The sequence below is a fragment of the Rhodococcus sp. NPDC077669 genome (genome assembly GCF_040686915.1).
GTDB lineage: Bacteria > Actinomycetota > Actinomycetes > Mycobacteriales > Mycobacteriaceae > Rhodococcoides > Rhodococcoides fascians.
The window spans coordinates 22,770-37,353 of sequence record NZ_JBFBMD010000027.1; the positions used below are offsets into that span (position 1 = coordinate 22,770).

Annotated in this window: 17 protein-coding genes; 10 read left to right on the forward strand and 7 right to left on the reverse strand. The window is 64.9% G+C overall.

Annotated features, from left to right (window positions below; translation table 11 throughout):
- Window positions 1-57 precede the first annotated feature (57 nt).
- Complete coding sequence (locus AB0P23_RS21850) at window positions 58-759, forward strand: lysoplasmalogenase family protein (protein WP_052062953.1); 702 nt, start codon at window positions 58-60, stop codon at window positions 757-759.
- On the opposite strand, the gene AB0P23_RS21855 is transcribed toward AB0P23_RS21850, so the two are convergent.
- The gene (locus tag AB0P23_RS21855; protein ID WP_027494309.1) at window positions 686-1,135 is read right to left on the reverse strand and encodes a hypothetical protein; all 450 of its coding nucleotides are present in this window, start codon (window positions 1,133-1,135) and stop codon (window positions 686-688) included. The two genes, AB0P23_RS21850 and AB0P23_RS21855, sit on opposite strands and share 74 nt — an antisense overlap.
- A 90-nt stretch (window positions 1,136-1,225) precedes the next feature.
- Here AB0P23_RS21855 and AB0P23_RS21860 point away from each other — a divergent pair, with 90 nt between their 5' ends.
- The 4 genes from AB0P23_RS21860 to AB0P23_RS21875 all read left to right on the forward strand — a co-directional run bounded on the left by AB0P23_RS21860 (window position 1,226) and on the right by AB0P23_RS21875 (window position 4,642).
- A complete protein-coding gene (locus AB0P23_RS21860; RefSeq protein WP_283550533.1) occupies window positions 1,226-2,014 on the forward strand; it encodes an SDR family oxidoreductase in 789 nt (262 codons plus the stop codon).
- A 131-nt stretch (window positions 2,015-2,145) separates the two neighbouring features.
- A complete protein-coding gene (locus tag AB0P23_RS21865; RefSeq protein ID WP_230593449.1) occupies window positions 2,146-2,763 on the forward strand; it encodes a DUF6636 domain-containing protein in 618 nt (205 codons plus the stop codon).
- Window positions 2,760-3,443: an RNA methyltransferase gene (locus AB0P23_RS21870; RefSeq protein WP_045841394.1), complete on the forward strand. Its 684-nt coding sequence runs from the start codon at window positions 2,760-2,762 to the stop codon at window positions 3,441-3,443. The genes AB0P23_RS21865 and AB0P23_RS21870 overlap by 4 nt, the downstream gene beginning before the upstream one ends.
- A 62-nt stretch (window positions 3,444-3,505) precedes the next feature.
- Complete coding sequence (locus AB0P23_RS21875) at window positions 3,506-4,642, forward strand: glycoside hydrolase family 76 protein (RefSeq protein WP_032373679.1); 1,137 nt, start codon at window positions 3,506-3,508, stop codon at window positions 4,640-4,642.
- 82 nt (window positions 4,643-4,724) lie between these two features.
- On the opposite strand, the gene AB0P23_RS21880 is transcribed toward AB0P23_RS21875, so the two are convergent.
- Both AB0P23_RS21880 and AB0P23_RS21885 read right to left on the reverse strand, forming a co-directional pair.
- Entirely contained in the window at window positions 4,725-5,390 is a 666-nt protein-coding gene (locus tag AB0P23_RS21880; protein ID WP_027494304.1) for a DedA family protein, read from the reverse strand.
- 73 nt (window positions 5,391-5,463) lie between these two features.
- Window positions 5,464-6,195: a VTT domain-containing protein gene (locus AB0P23_RS21885; RefSeq protein WP_027494303.1), complete on the reverse strand. Its 732-nt coding sequence runs from the start codon at window positions 6,193-6,195 to the stop codon at window positions 5,464-5,466.
- 194 nt (window positions 6,196-6,389) lie between these two features.
- Between AB0P23_RS21885 and fbaA the strand changes: the two genes are divergently transcribed.
- Window positions 6,390-7,430: a class II fructose-bisphosphate aldolase gene (gene fbaA / locus AB0P23_RS21890; RefSeq protein ID WP_027494302.1), complete on the forward strand. Its 1,041-nt coding sequence runs from the start codon at window positions 6,390-6,392 to the stop codon at window positions 7,428-7,430.
- A 63-nt stretch (window positions 7,431-7,493) separates the two neighbouring features.
- Here fbaA and AB0P23_RS21895 read toward each other — a convergent pair whose 3' ends face one another.
- Entirely contained in the window at window positions 7,494-8,195 is a 702-nt protein-coding gene (locus AB0P23_RS21895) for a hypothetical protein (protein ID WP_045841401.1), read from the reverse strand.
- Window positions 8,196-8,343: 148 nt separating this feature from the next.
- Here AB0P23_RS21895 and AB0P23_RS21900 point away from each other — a divergent pair, with 148 nt between their 5' ends.
- The 3 genes from AB0P23_RS21900 to AB0P23_RS21910 all read left to right on the forward strand — a co-directional run bounded on the left by AB0P23_RS21900 (window position 8,344) and on the right by AB0P23_RS21910 (window position 10,900).
- The gene (locus AB0P23_RS21900; protein ID WP_027494301.1) at window positions 8,344-8,760 is read left to right on the forward strand and encodes a DUF3151 domain-containing protein; all 417 of its coding nucleotides are present in this window, start codon (window positions 8,344-8,346) and stop codon (window positions 8,758-8,760) included.
- 37 nt (window positions 8,761-8,797) lie between these two features.
- Window positions 8,798-9,892, forward strand: coding sequence for an FUSC family protein (locus AB0P23_RS21905; RefSeq protein ID WP_288122159.1), 1,095 nt, complete (start codon window positions 8,798-8,800; stop codon window positions 9,890-9,892).
- 78 nt (window positions 9,893-9,970) lie between these two features.
- Complete coding sequence (locus AB0P23_RS21910; protein WP_283550614.1) at window positions 9,971-10,900, forward strand: cation diffusion facilitator family transporter; 930 nt, start codon at window positions 9,971-9,973, stop codon at window positions 10,898-10,900.
- On the opposite strand, the gene AB0P23_RS21915 is transcribed toward AB0P23_RS21910, so the two are convergent.
- The 3 genes from AB0P23_RS21915 to AB0P23_RS21925 form a co-directional block, all read right to left on the reverse strand.
- Window positions 10,890-11,357, reverse strand: coding sequence for a pyridoxamine 5'-phosphate oxidase family protein (locus AB0P23_RS21915; protein ID WP_283550613.1), 468 nt, complete (start codon window positions 11,355-11,357; stop codon window positions 10,890-10,892). The genes AB0P23_RS21910 and AB0P23_RS21915 overlap by 11 nt on opposite strands.
- Window positions 11,358-11,472: 115 nt before the next feature.
- Entirely contained in the window at window positions 11,473-12,246 is a 774-nt protein-coding gene (locus tag AB0P23_RS21920; protein WP_363799391.1) for a site-2 protease family protein, read from the reverse strand.
- Complete coding sequence (locus AB0P23_RS21925) at window positions 12,243-12,908, reverse strand: hypothetical protein (protein WP_027494296.1); 666 nt, start codon at window positions 12,906-12,908, stop codon at window positions 12,243-12,245. The genes AB0P23_RS21920 and AB0P23_RS21925 overlap by 4 nt, the downstream gene beginning before the upstream one ends.
- 203 nt (window positions 12,909-13,111) lie before the next feature.
- Between AB0P23_RS21925 and AB0P23_RS21930 the strand changes: the two genes are divergently transcribed.
- Window positions 13,112-14,401 (forward strand): adenylosuccinate synthase, encoded by a 1,290-nt coding sequence (locus AB0P23_RS21930; RefSeq protein WP_027494295.1) that lies wholly within the window; start codon window positions 13,112-13,114, stop codon window positions 14,399-14,401.
- The last annotated feature ends 183 nt before the right edge of the window (window positions 14,402-14,584 follow it).

Sequence of the window (14,584 nt, forward strand, 5' to 3'; positions counted from 1 at the left end):
GGGGTCAGGGTCACATGTGACGGTCGTTATGACGGATTCGCCCCGGAAAGGTCGGAAGTGAACTTCGATCGGGTGGGATGTGCCCGCGTTGCCGCGTCGGTAGCAGGTGCGGTGACAGTGCTCGGGGCGTGGACGGGCTCGGCACGGCTGCAGAAGATTGCCAAGCCGCTGATCGTTCCTGCATTGGCCACCGCCCTCGATCCAGCACACGACCGGGTGCTGGCGACGGGTCTGGTCGCCGCCACCATCGGCGACTTGCTGTTGATCGACCCGGACGACGACTCGGCGCTCGAACTCGGTGCCACTGCATTCGGAGTCATGCAGAGTTGCTACACGTTTCTGCTGTGGCGTCGTGGTGCGCGACCGGTTCTGCTGGACGCCGTTCCGCGATACGCGGGCTGGCTGGCCGCGTCGATCCTGCTGGCTCGACGCCAACCGGCGGTCGCCCCGACCCTGTCGGCCTACGGCGGCGTGCTCGCGACGACGTCGACGTTGTCTGCGCGGTCGGTCTCGCGTGGGGGTGATCGCCGGCTCGTCGTGGGCGGCATCCTGTTCACGGTGTCCGACGCGCTGATCGTCCACCGACGACTGTTCCTCACCGACGAACGGCAGCGCCGCACGGCGGAGGCGGTGATCCTGTCCACGTACGTGGCCGCTCAGATGCTGCTCGTCGACGCCCTGGCCACTACTCGTCGACGCCGTGACGGGGAAGCAGCAGAACCCGCTCTCGATGGGCCGGGTCCACTCGAACAGCGATGACCGTGCCCGGCTCGAAGTGTGCGGTGTCGGCTCGGGGAATGCCGTAGACGATCTTGCCGAAGTAGCTGCTCGAGCCCGGCACGGTGAACTCCAGGTCCAGCTCGGCGGTGTCGTCGTCGATGCGCCGGATCGCGTCCACCGTCGCCCACCCCTCGACGCCGTGTTCGATCAGATCCTTCTGCTCGCGCGTGGGGCGTCCGGCGATCATCATGGCCAGGCCGAGGGCCGCGCCGAATCCGGCCACCAGGGCTGCCAACTGGTACGGCAATGTGCCGGGCGGGGTCTTGTCCACGAGCCAGCCGATCCAGACTGCCAGCACTATCGAATAGCCGATCGCCACGACGACGACGGCTCGCACGATCCTCGAGTCGTTCACTTCGGTACTCCTGTGCCGTCGGGAGACGGCGTTCGATCGATCGGAGATTGGGGGTTACTCGTAAGTAGGGTTACATGTACGGTGATCGATGTGACTCGACCTTCTGTCTTCATCTCAGGTGCCGCGGCCGGCATCGGCCGTGCAACGGCACTCAAGTTCGCTGCCAACGGTTACCTCGTCGGTGCGTACGACATCGACGAGACCGGTTTGGCGTCACTCGGCAAGGAAGCTGCTTCGCTCAGCGGTCGAGTGTTCACCGGTACTTTGGATGTAACCAACTCCGACCAGTGGGAAACCCGGTTGAAGGAGTTCGTTGCCGAGGGTGACGGTCGACTCGACATCCTGATCAACAACGCCGGAATCCTCGCTGCAGGGGCCTTCGAAGACATGCCGCTCTCGGTGCATCGCCGCCAGATCGACATCAACGTCAACGGCGTCGTCTACGGCACCCACGCTGCATTCCCCTACCTCAGGGACACCCCGGGCGCGCAGGTCGTCAACCTGTGCTCGGCCTCGGCCATCTACGGTCAGCCCGAGTTGGTGACGTACGGCGCATCCAAGTTCGCGGTACGTGGCATCACCGAGGCGTTGGATCTCGAATGGAGCAAGTACGACATCGCGGTCAAGGCCATGTGGCCGCTGTTCGTCCAGACGGCGATGACCGAGAAGATCTCGACGGGCACCACGAGCTCGTTGGGCATCAAGCTCACCGTCAAAGATGTGTCCGACGCGATCTTCGACGCCACCCGTCCGGTGAAGCGTCGGTTGCACAAGGTGCACTTCCCGGTCGGACTGCCCTCCAAGGCGCTCTCGCTCGGTTCACGGTTCTCGCCTGCGTGGCTCACCCGTGAAGTCAACCGCCGTCTGAGCCACACCTAGAACGCCGCACCGGACGATGCCGGCGCTGCGCCGGTATCGTCTGTCTTTCGAGCAGTAGGTGTCGAAAGGTGGGTCGGGTTTTCTTCATGCTGAGCACGGTGCGGTCGAGCAGGACAAGACAATTCGGGACAGTGCGATTCGGAACGGTGCGGGCGTGGGCGGTCGCTGTCGGGGTCGGGTCGGCGCTCGTCCTCACCGGCTGCAGTAGCGAGTCGGCTGCGCAAGCGCCGCCTCCGTCGTCGACCACCACCCCCGTGCCGACCACCACGACGACCGCACCGACCACGACTCCGCCGCCGGTGACGACCACGTCGGAAGCGCCGCCGCCCCCGCCGGTCGAACCACCCCCACCGGTCGCGGAGCCGCAGACGACGTATGCCGCGATCGGCGGGGCCTATTACTTCACCTCGCCCGACGGACTGTTCCAATGCGGCATCGTGCCGCTGTCGAGTCGCACCGAGGCCGGGTGTCAAGGTACGACCACCCCGGTCCCGCCGCGGCCCGACGACTGCATGATCAACTGGGGCAACGGTATTCGCGTGACCAACGACGGTCCCGCGGCATTCATGTGTTCCGGGGGAGTGGTGTACACCTCGGGTGGCGAATCGATGGATCCGCCGCTGGCTGTCGGTGCGACCATCGCCGAGGGTGGCTACACCTGTACCTCGGCCGAGAACGGTATCTCGTGCGCGAACGACGCCACCGGTCACGGATTCCGGATCGCGCCCGACAGTAACGAAATCTATTGAGCGAGAACGAGATCGACGGCCAACCGGCCGAAGCCGGTCCCACCGAATGGGGTGAGAACCCGAACGGCGTCGGCCCGTGGTCGGACACCCACGACGAGCCGCCGCCCGACGACCCGCGGCTGGACCCCGAACTGCTCGCCGCCGGTGATCGACGCAATGTCGTCGACGCATATCGATACTGGCGACGCGAGGCCATAGTCGCCGACATCGACACTCGCCGTCATTCACTGCACGTCGCCATCGAGAACTTCGCGAACGACGCGAACATCGGCACCGTGGTGCGCACGGCCAACGCTTTCGCTGCACAGGCGGTGCACATCGTCGGGCGGCGTCGATGGAACCGTCGCGGCGCGATGGTCACCGACCGGTACCAACACATTCACCACCACGATTCGGTGGAGGCGCTGATGGCGTTCGCCGAGGACCAGGGACTCGTCGTCGTCGCCGTCGACAACACCCCGGGCTCGGTGCCGATCGAAACGGCTGAATTGCCGCGCAACTGCCTGCTGCTGTTCGGTCAGGAGGGTCCCGGCGTCTCCGATAGCGCGCGGGAGTCCGCGTCCATGACGGTCTCGATCGCGCAATTCGGGTCGACACGCAGCATCAATGCCGGTGTTGCGGCCGGGATTGCGATGCACTCGTGGATTCGTCGCCACGCCGATCTCGATACCGCATGGTGAAGACAGGGCCTTACCAGGACGGGATGTAACGGTTCGGCAACGGTAGTGGCAGGATTGCGGGTATGCAGGAGTTGTGGTCGCAGCGTGCCGACGCTGCGGAGGGGGCCGTCGTCGCACGGCACATGCGTCGGCTGTGGGGACTGCCCGGTACGGCGCTCGGAGTCGTCGCGTGGCCGCCCGTCAAGCATGAGCGTGCCTTCCTGCGCTGGCACTACTGGTGGCAGGCACACCTGCTCGACTGCGCAGTGGATGCCGCCGACCGCGAACTCACCACAAAACGTCGACGACGCCTGACGAAAATCACCCGCGCGCACCGCACCCGAAACCTCACCGGCTGGACCAACAACTACTACGACGACATGGCCTGGCTCGGGTTGGCTCTCGAACGTGCGCAGCGTCAGCACTTCGTCGGAAACCGCAGCGGCATCCAGCAGATCGAGATGGAACTGTTCGACGCCTGGGCTCCGGCCGAAGGCGGCGGCATCCCGTGGCGCAAGAAATCCGACTTCTACAACGCGCCGGCCAACGGCCCGGCCGCCATCATGCTCGCCCGCACCGGTCGGCTCTGGCGCGCCCAGGAGATGTCGGACTGGATGGACCGCACCCTGCGTGACTCACGCACCGGATTGATCCTCGACGGCATGCATTCCACCCGCGCCCTCGTCGACGCGGGCAAGTCCGGCGAGGTCGAACGCGCGATCTACAGCTACTGCCAGGGCGTCGCACTCGGCCTGGAAACCGAACTCGCACTCCGTCTCGGCGAGCCGAGGCACGCGCAGCGTGTCCACGCGCTGGTCGACGCCGTCGAGAACCACCTCACCCGCAACCTCGTCATCACCGGCGGCGGCGGGGGAGACGGGGGCCTGTTCAACCCGATCCTCGCGCGCTACCTCGCGTTGGTGGCCACCGAACTACCCGGCGACACCGACGCCGACGACCGTGCACGAGAGGTTGCGGCCGCAATCGTCCTCGCCTCGGCCGAGGCCGCATGGGAGAACAGACTCGAAGTGGAGGACAACCCACTGTTCGGTGCCGACTGGACCCGCGAAGCACGATTCCCGGGGCAGGGCCTGCACATCGCCACCTTCGCCGAGGGAACGGTCCGACCGTCCGAGGTGCCCGAACGCGACCTGTCCGTGCAACTCGGTGGCTGGATGCTCATGGAAGCGGCCTACCGCGTCTGCGCTGCTGGATTCTAGGTCGTTCCGCAGGCTGCACTCCCGCGGATTCTAGGTCGTTCCGCAGGCTGCACTCCCGCCGGTTTTCAGGTCGTTCCGGGTCCTACTCGACAACCTCGTCGACGACGATCGTCTCTTCGGGACGCGCCATTTCCTTGCGGTATTGCCAGATGCCCAGACCCGTTCCGACGACCAGCAGCACGATCATGCTGATCAGCACCGCGGGCATCAGCCACGGGATGCGTTGGATGAACGAGCCGAAGTAGAAGCCGACGAGCAACAGCACCGGTGCCCAGATGATCGCGCCCAGAGTGCTGGCGATGGTGTAGCGACGGTGATCCATCTTCGCGGCCCCGGCGACCATCGGGCACAGTGTGCGCACCCACGGGATCCAACGCGCGACGAGAACCGCCCAGAATCCGTGCTTTTCCAGCAGCAGATTGACCTTGTGCAGGTTCTTGGTGTTGAGGTACTTGCCGTTCTTGCGGGCCACCAGCGTCGAACCGGTTCGGTGGCCGATCATGTATCCCACCTGGTTGCCCGCGATCGCCGCGACCATCGCACCGACCGAGAGAGCCCAGATGTGGCCGGTGCCCGACGCGTGCGTCGCCATGACGATGCCCGCAGTGATCAGCATCGAGTCACCGGGTAGGAACAGGCCGATGATCACCGCGCATTCGATGAACACGAATGCCATCACGATCACCCACACGACCAGCGGACCCGCCGACTGCAGCGGTCCGAAACTGCCGACGGCCTCGGTGGACACGGTCTGCAGTGCGGTGGCGGTCAATGCTGTGGCGCTCAGTGACACGGGCTCGATCGCTTTCGGAATTTCTCGATCAGGACTTGGAGTCCGGGGCGTCGGCTTCGATCGCGTCGGCTGCTTCCCCGAGTGGAGTCTTGCGGGCCTTGATCATGCGCTTGCCGACCTCGATCACGATGGGCAGTACGGACACGGCGACGATCAGCAGGAAGATGATGTCGACGTGGTCGCGGATGAACGCGATCTGTCCGAGCAGGTACCCCAGAACCGTGACACCCGCGCCCCACAGGATGCCGCCGACGACGTTGTACGTCAGGAACAGCGAGTACTTCATGTGCGACGCACCGGCGACGACCGGCGCGAACGTCCGCACGATGGGTACGAATCTCGCCAGGATGATCGTGATCGGGCCGTGCTTCTCGAAGAAGACGTGCGACTCGTCGATGTACTTCTTCTTGAAGAATCGGGCGTCGTTCGTCTTGAAGAGGGCGGCACCACCCTTGGTGCCGATGAGGAAACCGACCTGGTCGCCGAGGATCGCCGCGATGGGAATCAGGATGACCAGCGTCCAGATGGACGCGAAGGGCTCGATCTCGGTGGACTTCGACGCCGCGATCAGGCCGGCTGTGAAGAGCAACGAGTCGCCGGGCAGCAGCGGGAACAGCAGGCCGGACTCGATGAACACCACCAGCAGCAGACCGATCAGGACCCAGTGACCGAAGGAATTGAGCAGGTTCACCGGATCGAGGAAACCGGGCAACAGGGCCAGATTCGTCGTCACCGATTCCGAAGCAGCAAGAAGACTCACCGCGCCCACACTACCGGCCGAAACCGGCAACTCCTGAACAGTCGGTGTCGGCCGACCGTGAACTCGATGGCCTGTTCGGCACCCCTCGACGGACAACCACCCGGGAGGGACGTGAGCGGGTACGCACGACACCGAGCCCGGAGGTTGCCATACTGCACAGGACACAATCGAACTTTCAATGGAGGAATGACGCCGTGCCTATCGCAACTCCCGAGGTCTACGCCGAGATGCTGGGCCGGGCGAAGGAACACAAGTTCGCCTTCCCGGCAATCAACTGTGTGGGTTCCGAGTCCATCAACGCCGCCATCAAAGGCTTCGCCGACGCGGGTAGCGACGGCATCATCCAGTTCTCGACCGGCGGCGCAGAATTCGGCTCCGGCCTGGGTGTGAAGAGCATGGTCACCGGCGCTGTCGCGCTCGCCGAGTTCGCTCACGTCGTGGCTGCCGAATACGACGTCACGATCGCGCTGCACACCGACCACTGCCCCAAGGACAAGCTGGACACCTATGTGCGTCCGCTGCTCGCGATCTCGCAGGAGCGCGTCGACGCCGGCAAGAACCCGCTGTTCCAGTCGCACATGTGGGACGGATCGGCCGTGCCGATCGACGAGAACCTGGAGATCGCGAAGGATCTGCTGGCCCGCGCTGCGGCCGCGAAGATCATCCTGGAGATCGAAATCGGTGTCGTCGGCGGCGAGGAAGACGGCGTCGAGGCCGAGATCAACGACAAGCTGTACACGTCGAACGAGGACTTCCTCAAGACCGTCGAGGCACTCGGTGCCGGAGACGCCGGCTCGCGCTACCTGCTGGCGGCGACGTTCGGCAACGTGCACGGCGTCTACAAGCCGGGCAACGTCAAGCTCAAGCCGTCCGTTCTCGCCGACGGTCAGCGTGTGGCCAGCGAGAAGCTCGGCCTGGCATCGGGCTCGAAGCCGTTCGATTTCGTCTTCCACGGCGGATCGGGCTCGGCGAAGAGCGAAATCGAAGAGGCGCTCGAGTACGGAACGGTGAAGATGAACGTCGACACCGATACCCAGTACGCATTCAGCCGCCCGATCGCCGGACACTTCTTCTCCAACTACGACGGCGTGCTCAAGATCGACGGCGAGGTGGGTAACAAGAAGGCCTACGACCCGCGCAGCTACCTCAAAAAGGCAGAAGCCGGAATGACGGCCCGTGTGATCGAGGCCTGCAACGACCTGAAGTCGGCCGGACGCAGCGTCAGCGCCGGATAAGCGGCCGCACCCCATGTGAGCGGAACCTCGTAGTGGGCTACGAAGTTCCACTCACATGGGTACTCAGCTGCACACCTTCCACTGATCGCCGTCGAGGCTCAGGTCGAAGGTGCGCGGCGAACGATCGTTCGGGTTGGCGTCCGTGTGGGCGATGACCTGGGCGATCGCCGTGGAGTCGTCGGTGACCTGGATGGCGTCGATGCTGTCGACGGTGGGGATGTTGCCCTGCTCCACGGACACCCGATGCACGTCGGCGAACTCCGCGTCCGGGATGTCGCGATAGAACGTCGCCAGGTCTCCGCAGGACGTGCTGCGCAGCGTGGCCAGATCCCCGGCGGCCAGCGCCCTGGTGAACGACTCGACCGTCGTGCGAATCTGCGCTTCCGGGGAGTCTTCGACGTTCGTGCGGTCGATCAGCAGGTACGCACCGGCGGCCACTGCCGCGATCACGACTACCGCGGCCACCAGAGCCGCCCACCACTTCTTGTGACTCGGTTTGTTCGGTTCCGCAGCCGGCGGTCCGACGCGGCGTGGTCCGACCTGCTGCGGCCGAGCTTTCTGCGGTTCGATCTTTCTGGGCGCGATCTTTTGGGCCGCAATCTTCTGGGGCTCGGCTTTTCGAGGCGCAGCTACCGGCGAATCGGCTGCAGGTGCAGCGATCTTCTCGGTGGAGGCGTCCGTCGATTCGTCGGCCGGCTTCTTCTTGTTCAGGTCGATCTTGGTCGTGTCGGCCTCGGGGGTCGCATTGTTCTTCTCGTCCGGCATGCGTTCTCCCTCGTTCACCGAATTCCTCGAAAGCTGTAAGTCCGAAATTTCGTCAGCTGGCAGCCTATCGACCGCGTGTGCAGCGCAGCGTGAGCGCCGCCGGGGGTGTTCGGACACGATTGGGTGACGTAGGGGCACAATGAGCGCCATGACTTCTTTCGGTGATCTGCTCGGACCTCAACCAACGCTGTTGCCCGGCGACGACGAGGCCGAATCCGCACTGCTGAATCACGAGGCTCCCGAGACGGTTGCTGCGGCACATCCGACGGCGTCGATCGCGTGGGCGTATCTCGCCGAGGCCGCTCTCGAATCGGGTGCCACCATCACCGCGTACGCCTATGCGCGTACCGGTTATCACCGAGGTCTGGACCAGTTGCGTCGTAACGGATGGAAGGGATTCGGGCCGGTCCCGTACAGCCATGAGCCCAACCGCGGATTCCTCCGATGCGTCGCAGTCCTCGCCAAAGCCGCCCGCGACATCGGCGAGCACGACGAGTACGCCCGCTGCCTCGACCTCCTCGAAGACTGTGACCCCAAAGCAGCGGAAGCGCTCGGCCTGGGCTGATCGGGCCCGCGCGAGCCGGGCGCGTGGCCGAACCCGGATGAAGGCGGGCACCGAGCGGCTGCGGTTGTCGCTGTTGCCCATCGTGCAGTGCGCGTTGGCGGCCGGGGTCGCGTGGTTCGTCGCTACGGATCTCGTCGGTCACGAACGTCCGTTCTTCGCGCCCATTGCGGCCGTCGTCTCGCTCGGTGTGTCCCTCGGGGCGCGGTTGCGCCGATCGGCCGAGCTGGTGGCCGGCGTGACGGTCGGCATCGGCGTCGGCGATCTGTTGATCTCCCTGATCGGCAGTGGGCCATGGCAGATCGCGCTGGTGGTCGTGTTGGCGATGTCGGCCGCGGTGTTCCTCGACGGCGGCCCCATCATCGCCATGCAGGCCGGATCGTCCGCGGTGCTGGTGGCGACCCTCATTCCGCCCGGCAACATGGGTGGCCCCAACCGCATGGTCGACGCGTTGGTCGGTGGTCTGGTGGGCATCGCGATCGTGGCGTTGATTCCGACGCATCCGGTGTGGCGGGCGCGTAAGGATGCGGCGAACGTGTTGGCGACGGCGGCGAGTGTGTTGCAGAAAGTGGCCGACGGGTTAGTGGCGAACGACCCGAAGCCCATCGAGGATGCGTTGCGCAAGGCTCGGGCGACGCAGTCCGGCATCGACGCTCTGCGAACCGATCTCAAGGGCGGCCGGGAGATCGCGCGCATTTCTCCGATGTACTGGAATCATCGCACTCGGTTGGCGGCCCTGGCGACGACAGCCGACCCCATCGACAACGCTGTTCGCAATATTCGGGTGCTGGCACGGCGGTCGTTGACCTTGGTGCGCGACGACGAAATTCTGGACCCGCGGGTGGTCGACGAGGTGGAGAAGCTGGCGCACGCGGTGGAAGTCCTACGCCAGATGATTCTCGCCGATCCGGGGCAGAAGCCGGATGCGGCGGAGGCCGCGCGGGTGTTGCGGTCGGTCGCTGCCGGAGCGAAGCCGGAACTGATCTCGAACGCCGGGTTGTCGGCGACGGTGGTGCTCGCTCAGTTGCGGTCGATCATCGTCGATCTGTTGCAGGTCGCCGGGCTCAAGCGCATCTCTGCGTTGGCGACTCTGCCGCCGACGGTCAAGCATCCGCACGTCCCGCCGGAGTTGTGACCCGAGCACACCGTTGCATATATGCGTATGTACGCATATGGTGACTGCCTGAAGTCGTTGCAGTCACGAGGGGGAGTCATGGGCGCGGGTCACGGACACAGCCACGGCGTGGGTGGTCATTCGCCCGACGGCGCGGGACCGCCCAGATCTCGGGTTCGCAAGATGATCGTGGCGTTGGCCGTTCTGGTGGTGTTCCTGGTGGTCGAGCTGACCGTCGCGCTGGCCATCGGCTCGCTCGGACTGCTCGCTGATGCCGGCCACATGTTCACCGACGTACTCGGGATGTCGATGGGCTTGATCGCTCTCGTCCTTGCGCGAAAGGGAAGTGCCGCAGCGGCAAGGACATTCGGCTGGCACCGTGCCGAGGTGCTCACCGCGATCGCGAATGCTGTTCTGCTGCTGGGCGTTGCGGCGTTCATCATGTACGAGGCGATATCTCGCATCGGCGATGCGCCCGAGATTCCCGGTCTTCCGTTGATTCTCACCGCTGCGGCCGGTCTTGCCGCGAACATCGTCGTGATGATGCTCATCCGCGGCGATGCGAAGGACTCTCTCGCCGTTCGCGGTGCCTACATGGAGGTGCTGGCCGACGCCGTCGGCAGCGTCGGTGTGTTGGTGGGCGGTGTGCTCATGCTGGTGTTCGGGTGGACCTGGGTCGACATCGTCGTTGGCGTGCTCATCTCGCTGTGGGTGGTTCCGCGTGCGATCAAGCTCGCCGGGTCGGCACTGCGCATCCTCACTCAGGCGAGTCCTGCCGACGTCGACGTGGACGCGTTGACCGGAGATCTGAGCGCCCTTCCCGGAGTGACGGGAGTGCACGACTTGCATGTGTGGACCCTGACCACCGGAATGGACGTGGCCACGGTGCACCTGGAATGCGAGGGGTCGTCGTCGATGGTGCTCGATCGCGCGCGCTCGCTGCTGTCGACCTACGGACTCGACCATGCCACCGTGCAGGTCGAGCCGACCGCACACGGCCGAACCTGCAAGGAAGAGCTCACCTGGTGACGGTGCGTACCTCGGTTCCCGGACGCCAGATGTCGATCTGCATGTGATCGTCCACCAGTGACGTCAGTACCACTTCGCCGATGTCGAGATCGAACACGTGATACGGCACGAGTTCGCCGGGAGCCGCGTCGAATATCGGTTGCAGCACAGCAGGATCGGTGATTTCTGCGGCGATTCCGCTGATCTTTGCGTCGCCGCCCTCCATGGAGTGATGGCCGGGATTGCTGTGCAGTGCGAATCGGCCGTCGCGCTGAAGATCTCGCGCTTTGGCGGCATCGAGCATCGAGCCGAGTCGCAGCACCCCGGTGTCCACGAACTCCACCTCGGTTCCGCTCACGCGCGGTGAGCCGTCCGCTCGTAGCGTCGCGAGAACATGGTGCTTGTGCGCGGTGAATCGAGCACGCACCGCGGACGCGAGTATCGGGGCCGCTGCCGAGAATTCGTTCCACGTCGTCATGCGCACATTATGCGATCCGGCACCGACAGTGTTGGGCAGGAATGCACGGAATCTGCCCACAGACGGAATCCCGCCGATCGCGTTCGATACCGTGCAGTGTTTCCCGCTGGACCTGTCAGATCCAGAATCGCATCAGGTAGTTGCCGTTGCCGGCGAAGAACTCGGGGACCCCCGACAATCCGAACAAGGTGTAGATCGCTCCGAAGAAGGCGGCATTGACGGCCGGTACGAAGAGCAGCGCAACGAGGACGAGAATCCCGTATCCCTTGACCTGGTTCAGCGACGCTCGGGTGGTGGGTGAGAGCGAGGGTTCGAGGGCTGCGTAGCCATCGAGTCCGGGCACCGGGATCAGGTTGAGGATCGTAGCCATGATCTGCAGGAACGCCAGAAAGCTGAGCCCGTACCAGAAGGCGGCGTTGGTGCCGTCGGTGCCGAACAGCCTGATGACCACCAGAAGTGCCACGGCCACAACTGCATTGGCGAACGGGCCGGCCAGTGCGATGCGCCGCTGGGTCGACGCCGAGAACTGCCCGGTACGCAGGTACACGGCACCGCCCGGCAGGCCGATCCCACCGATCGCGATGAACACCACCGGGAGAACGATGGACAGCAGCGGGTGGGTGTACTTCAGCGGGTTCAGGGTCAAGTAGCCGCGGAGCTCGACTTCGCGATCACCGGCTCGAAACGCGGTGTAGGCGTGGCCGAATTCGTGCAGGCACACCGACGCGATCCACCCGGCGAGAACGAGAACGAACACTCCGATGTGCGCGGCGACGGACGTGACGTCTTCCGCTGTCCAGGCAAGGGCACCACCGATTCCGGCGACGGCGAGCACCGCGACGAAGATCGGGCTCGGCAGTACGGGACTGCGCCGCACCGGAACGGTCATCGGACCAGCAACCACTCCTGATGGTGGCGGTAGAAGGTCGACCGCTTCACCGCCTTGCCGCCGGCGATGCCGTCGCGCGTCAGTTCGGCGGCGGGGGAGCCGAGTTGCATGGCGCGGCCGCTGACCCAGCGGCGCGGCAGAAATCGGCGACGGCCGACGACGCGTGCGCGGAGGCCGGGCATGTCCGCGGTGGGAGCCACCTCGACTCCGGGCACGACGCCGGAGAACAACCGGGTGTCGTCGACGTACGCCTCGCCTTCGAGGTCGGTTCCGTCGGCACCGCCGAGCAGTGCCCTCCCGACGACGGCCTTGCCTGCATCGTCGCGGATGAGGGGTGTGCTCGACGCCGTACCCGTCAGGGCGACCTTGGCGGCACGTGACCCGGTGCCCAGCTTGTAGATGTGCGCGGCATCGGTTGCGTTCTCCGGCACGAACGCGACCTCGACGTGCAGCCGTTCGGTGCGCATCAGGCGCGTCAGCAGCGCGGCGAGGGATGCATCGTCGCCCAGGACGATGATGCGTGGCTCGGGAGCGGATTCGATGTCGGAGAAGATCGCGCTGCAGTCGTCGTCGGTCGGTACTGCGTCGGCGTTGCGCAGTGGGACGTCGGTCAGCGTGATCGGCAGCAGCGGGTTGCCGCACTGCAGAACGAACGGTGTCACGGCGCTCCTAGATCTTCCGATGAATCCTCGTCACGACCATAGTGCCCTCGTTCGGCGTCGACCGTAGCGGCATGCGGGCCAGCTCACCGCCTCGGCTAGACTGTTCCCCCGGCCACTGTCGCGCCTGCGACGAATGGTGACTGCTGCATTCGCTCGAGTACATCTGCAGCACGTCCTTGCACGAAAGCAACGTAGGAGAGCACATGCCGGCGATAGTCCTGATCGGCGCCCAGTGGGGCGACGAAGGCAAAGGCAAAGCCACCGACCTGTTCGGCGAACGACTTCAGTGGGTGGTTCGCTACCAAGGCGGCAACAACGCCGGCCACACCGTCGTTCTTCCCAACGGAGACAAGTTCGCACTGCACCTGATCCCGTCGGGAATTCTCACGCCGGGCGTCAAGAACGTCATCGGTAACGGTGTCGTCGTCGATCCGGGTGTGCTGCTCACCGAGCTCGACGGCCTCGAGAAGCGCGATGTCGATACGTCGAATCTGCTGCTCAGCGCCGATGCGCACCTGATCATGCCGTACCACGTGGCCATCGACAAGGTCACCGAGCGGTTCCTCGGTGCCAAGAAGATCGGCACCACCGGGCGCGGCATCGGCCCGTGCTACCAGGACAAGCTCGCCCGCGTCGGTGTGCGTGCGGCGGATGTGCTCGACGAGAAGATCCTGACCCAAAAGGTCGAGGCCGCACTGGAATTCAAGAACCAGGTGCTCTCGAAGATCTACAACCGCCGGGCGTTGGACCCACAGCAGGTCGTCGACGAGGTGCTCGAGCAGGCCGAGGGATTCAAGCACCGCATCACCGATACGCGCCTGCAGCTCAACCTCGCGCTCGAGCGCGGCGACACGATTTTGCTCGAGGGGTCGCAGGGCACGTTGCTCGACGTCGACCACGGCACCTATCCGTACGTGACGTCGTCGAACCCGACGGCAGGCGGCGCGTCCGTCGGCTCGGGGATCGGCCCGAACAAGATCACCACGGTGCTCGGCATCCTCAAGGCGTACACGACGCGTGTGGGATCCGGTCCGTTCCCCACCGAGCTGTTCGACAACCACGGTGAGTACCTGGCCAAGCAGGGCGGCGAGGTGGGCGTCACCACCGGTCGCGCCCGACGTACGGGCTGGTTCGACGCGGTTATCGCTCGGTACGCCACCCGCGTCAACGGCATCACCGACTACTTCCTGACCAAGCTCGACGTGCTCTCCAGCCTGGACACCGTGCCCATCTGCGTCGCCTACGACGTCGACGGCGTCCGTCACGACGAAATGCCGATGACGCAGACCGGTTTCCACCATGCGAAGCCGATCTACGAAGAGATGCCCGGTTGGTGGGAAGACATCTCCGGTGCCCGGACATTCGAGGAACTGCCGATCAACGCGCAGAACTACGTCCTGCGTCTCGAGGAACTGTCGGGTGCGTACATGTCGTGCATCGGTGTGGGACCGGGCCGCGACGAAACCATCGTCCGTCGAGACATTCTGCGGTAGCCGAACCCGTTATCGAAAAGCCCCGAGGCGCACTTCCTCGGGGCTTTTTGCTGTATGAGGACGGACTGGACCTTTCACATCGGCTGTGGGTTGAAAACGAACTGTGGTTTTGCCAATTGCGCCGAAATGACTCTATCGACGGGTGGTCACTGCGAAACAGCCGTCGAACTGCCCCCAATTCGA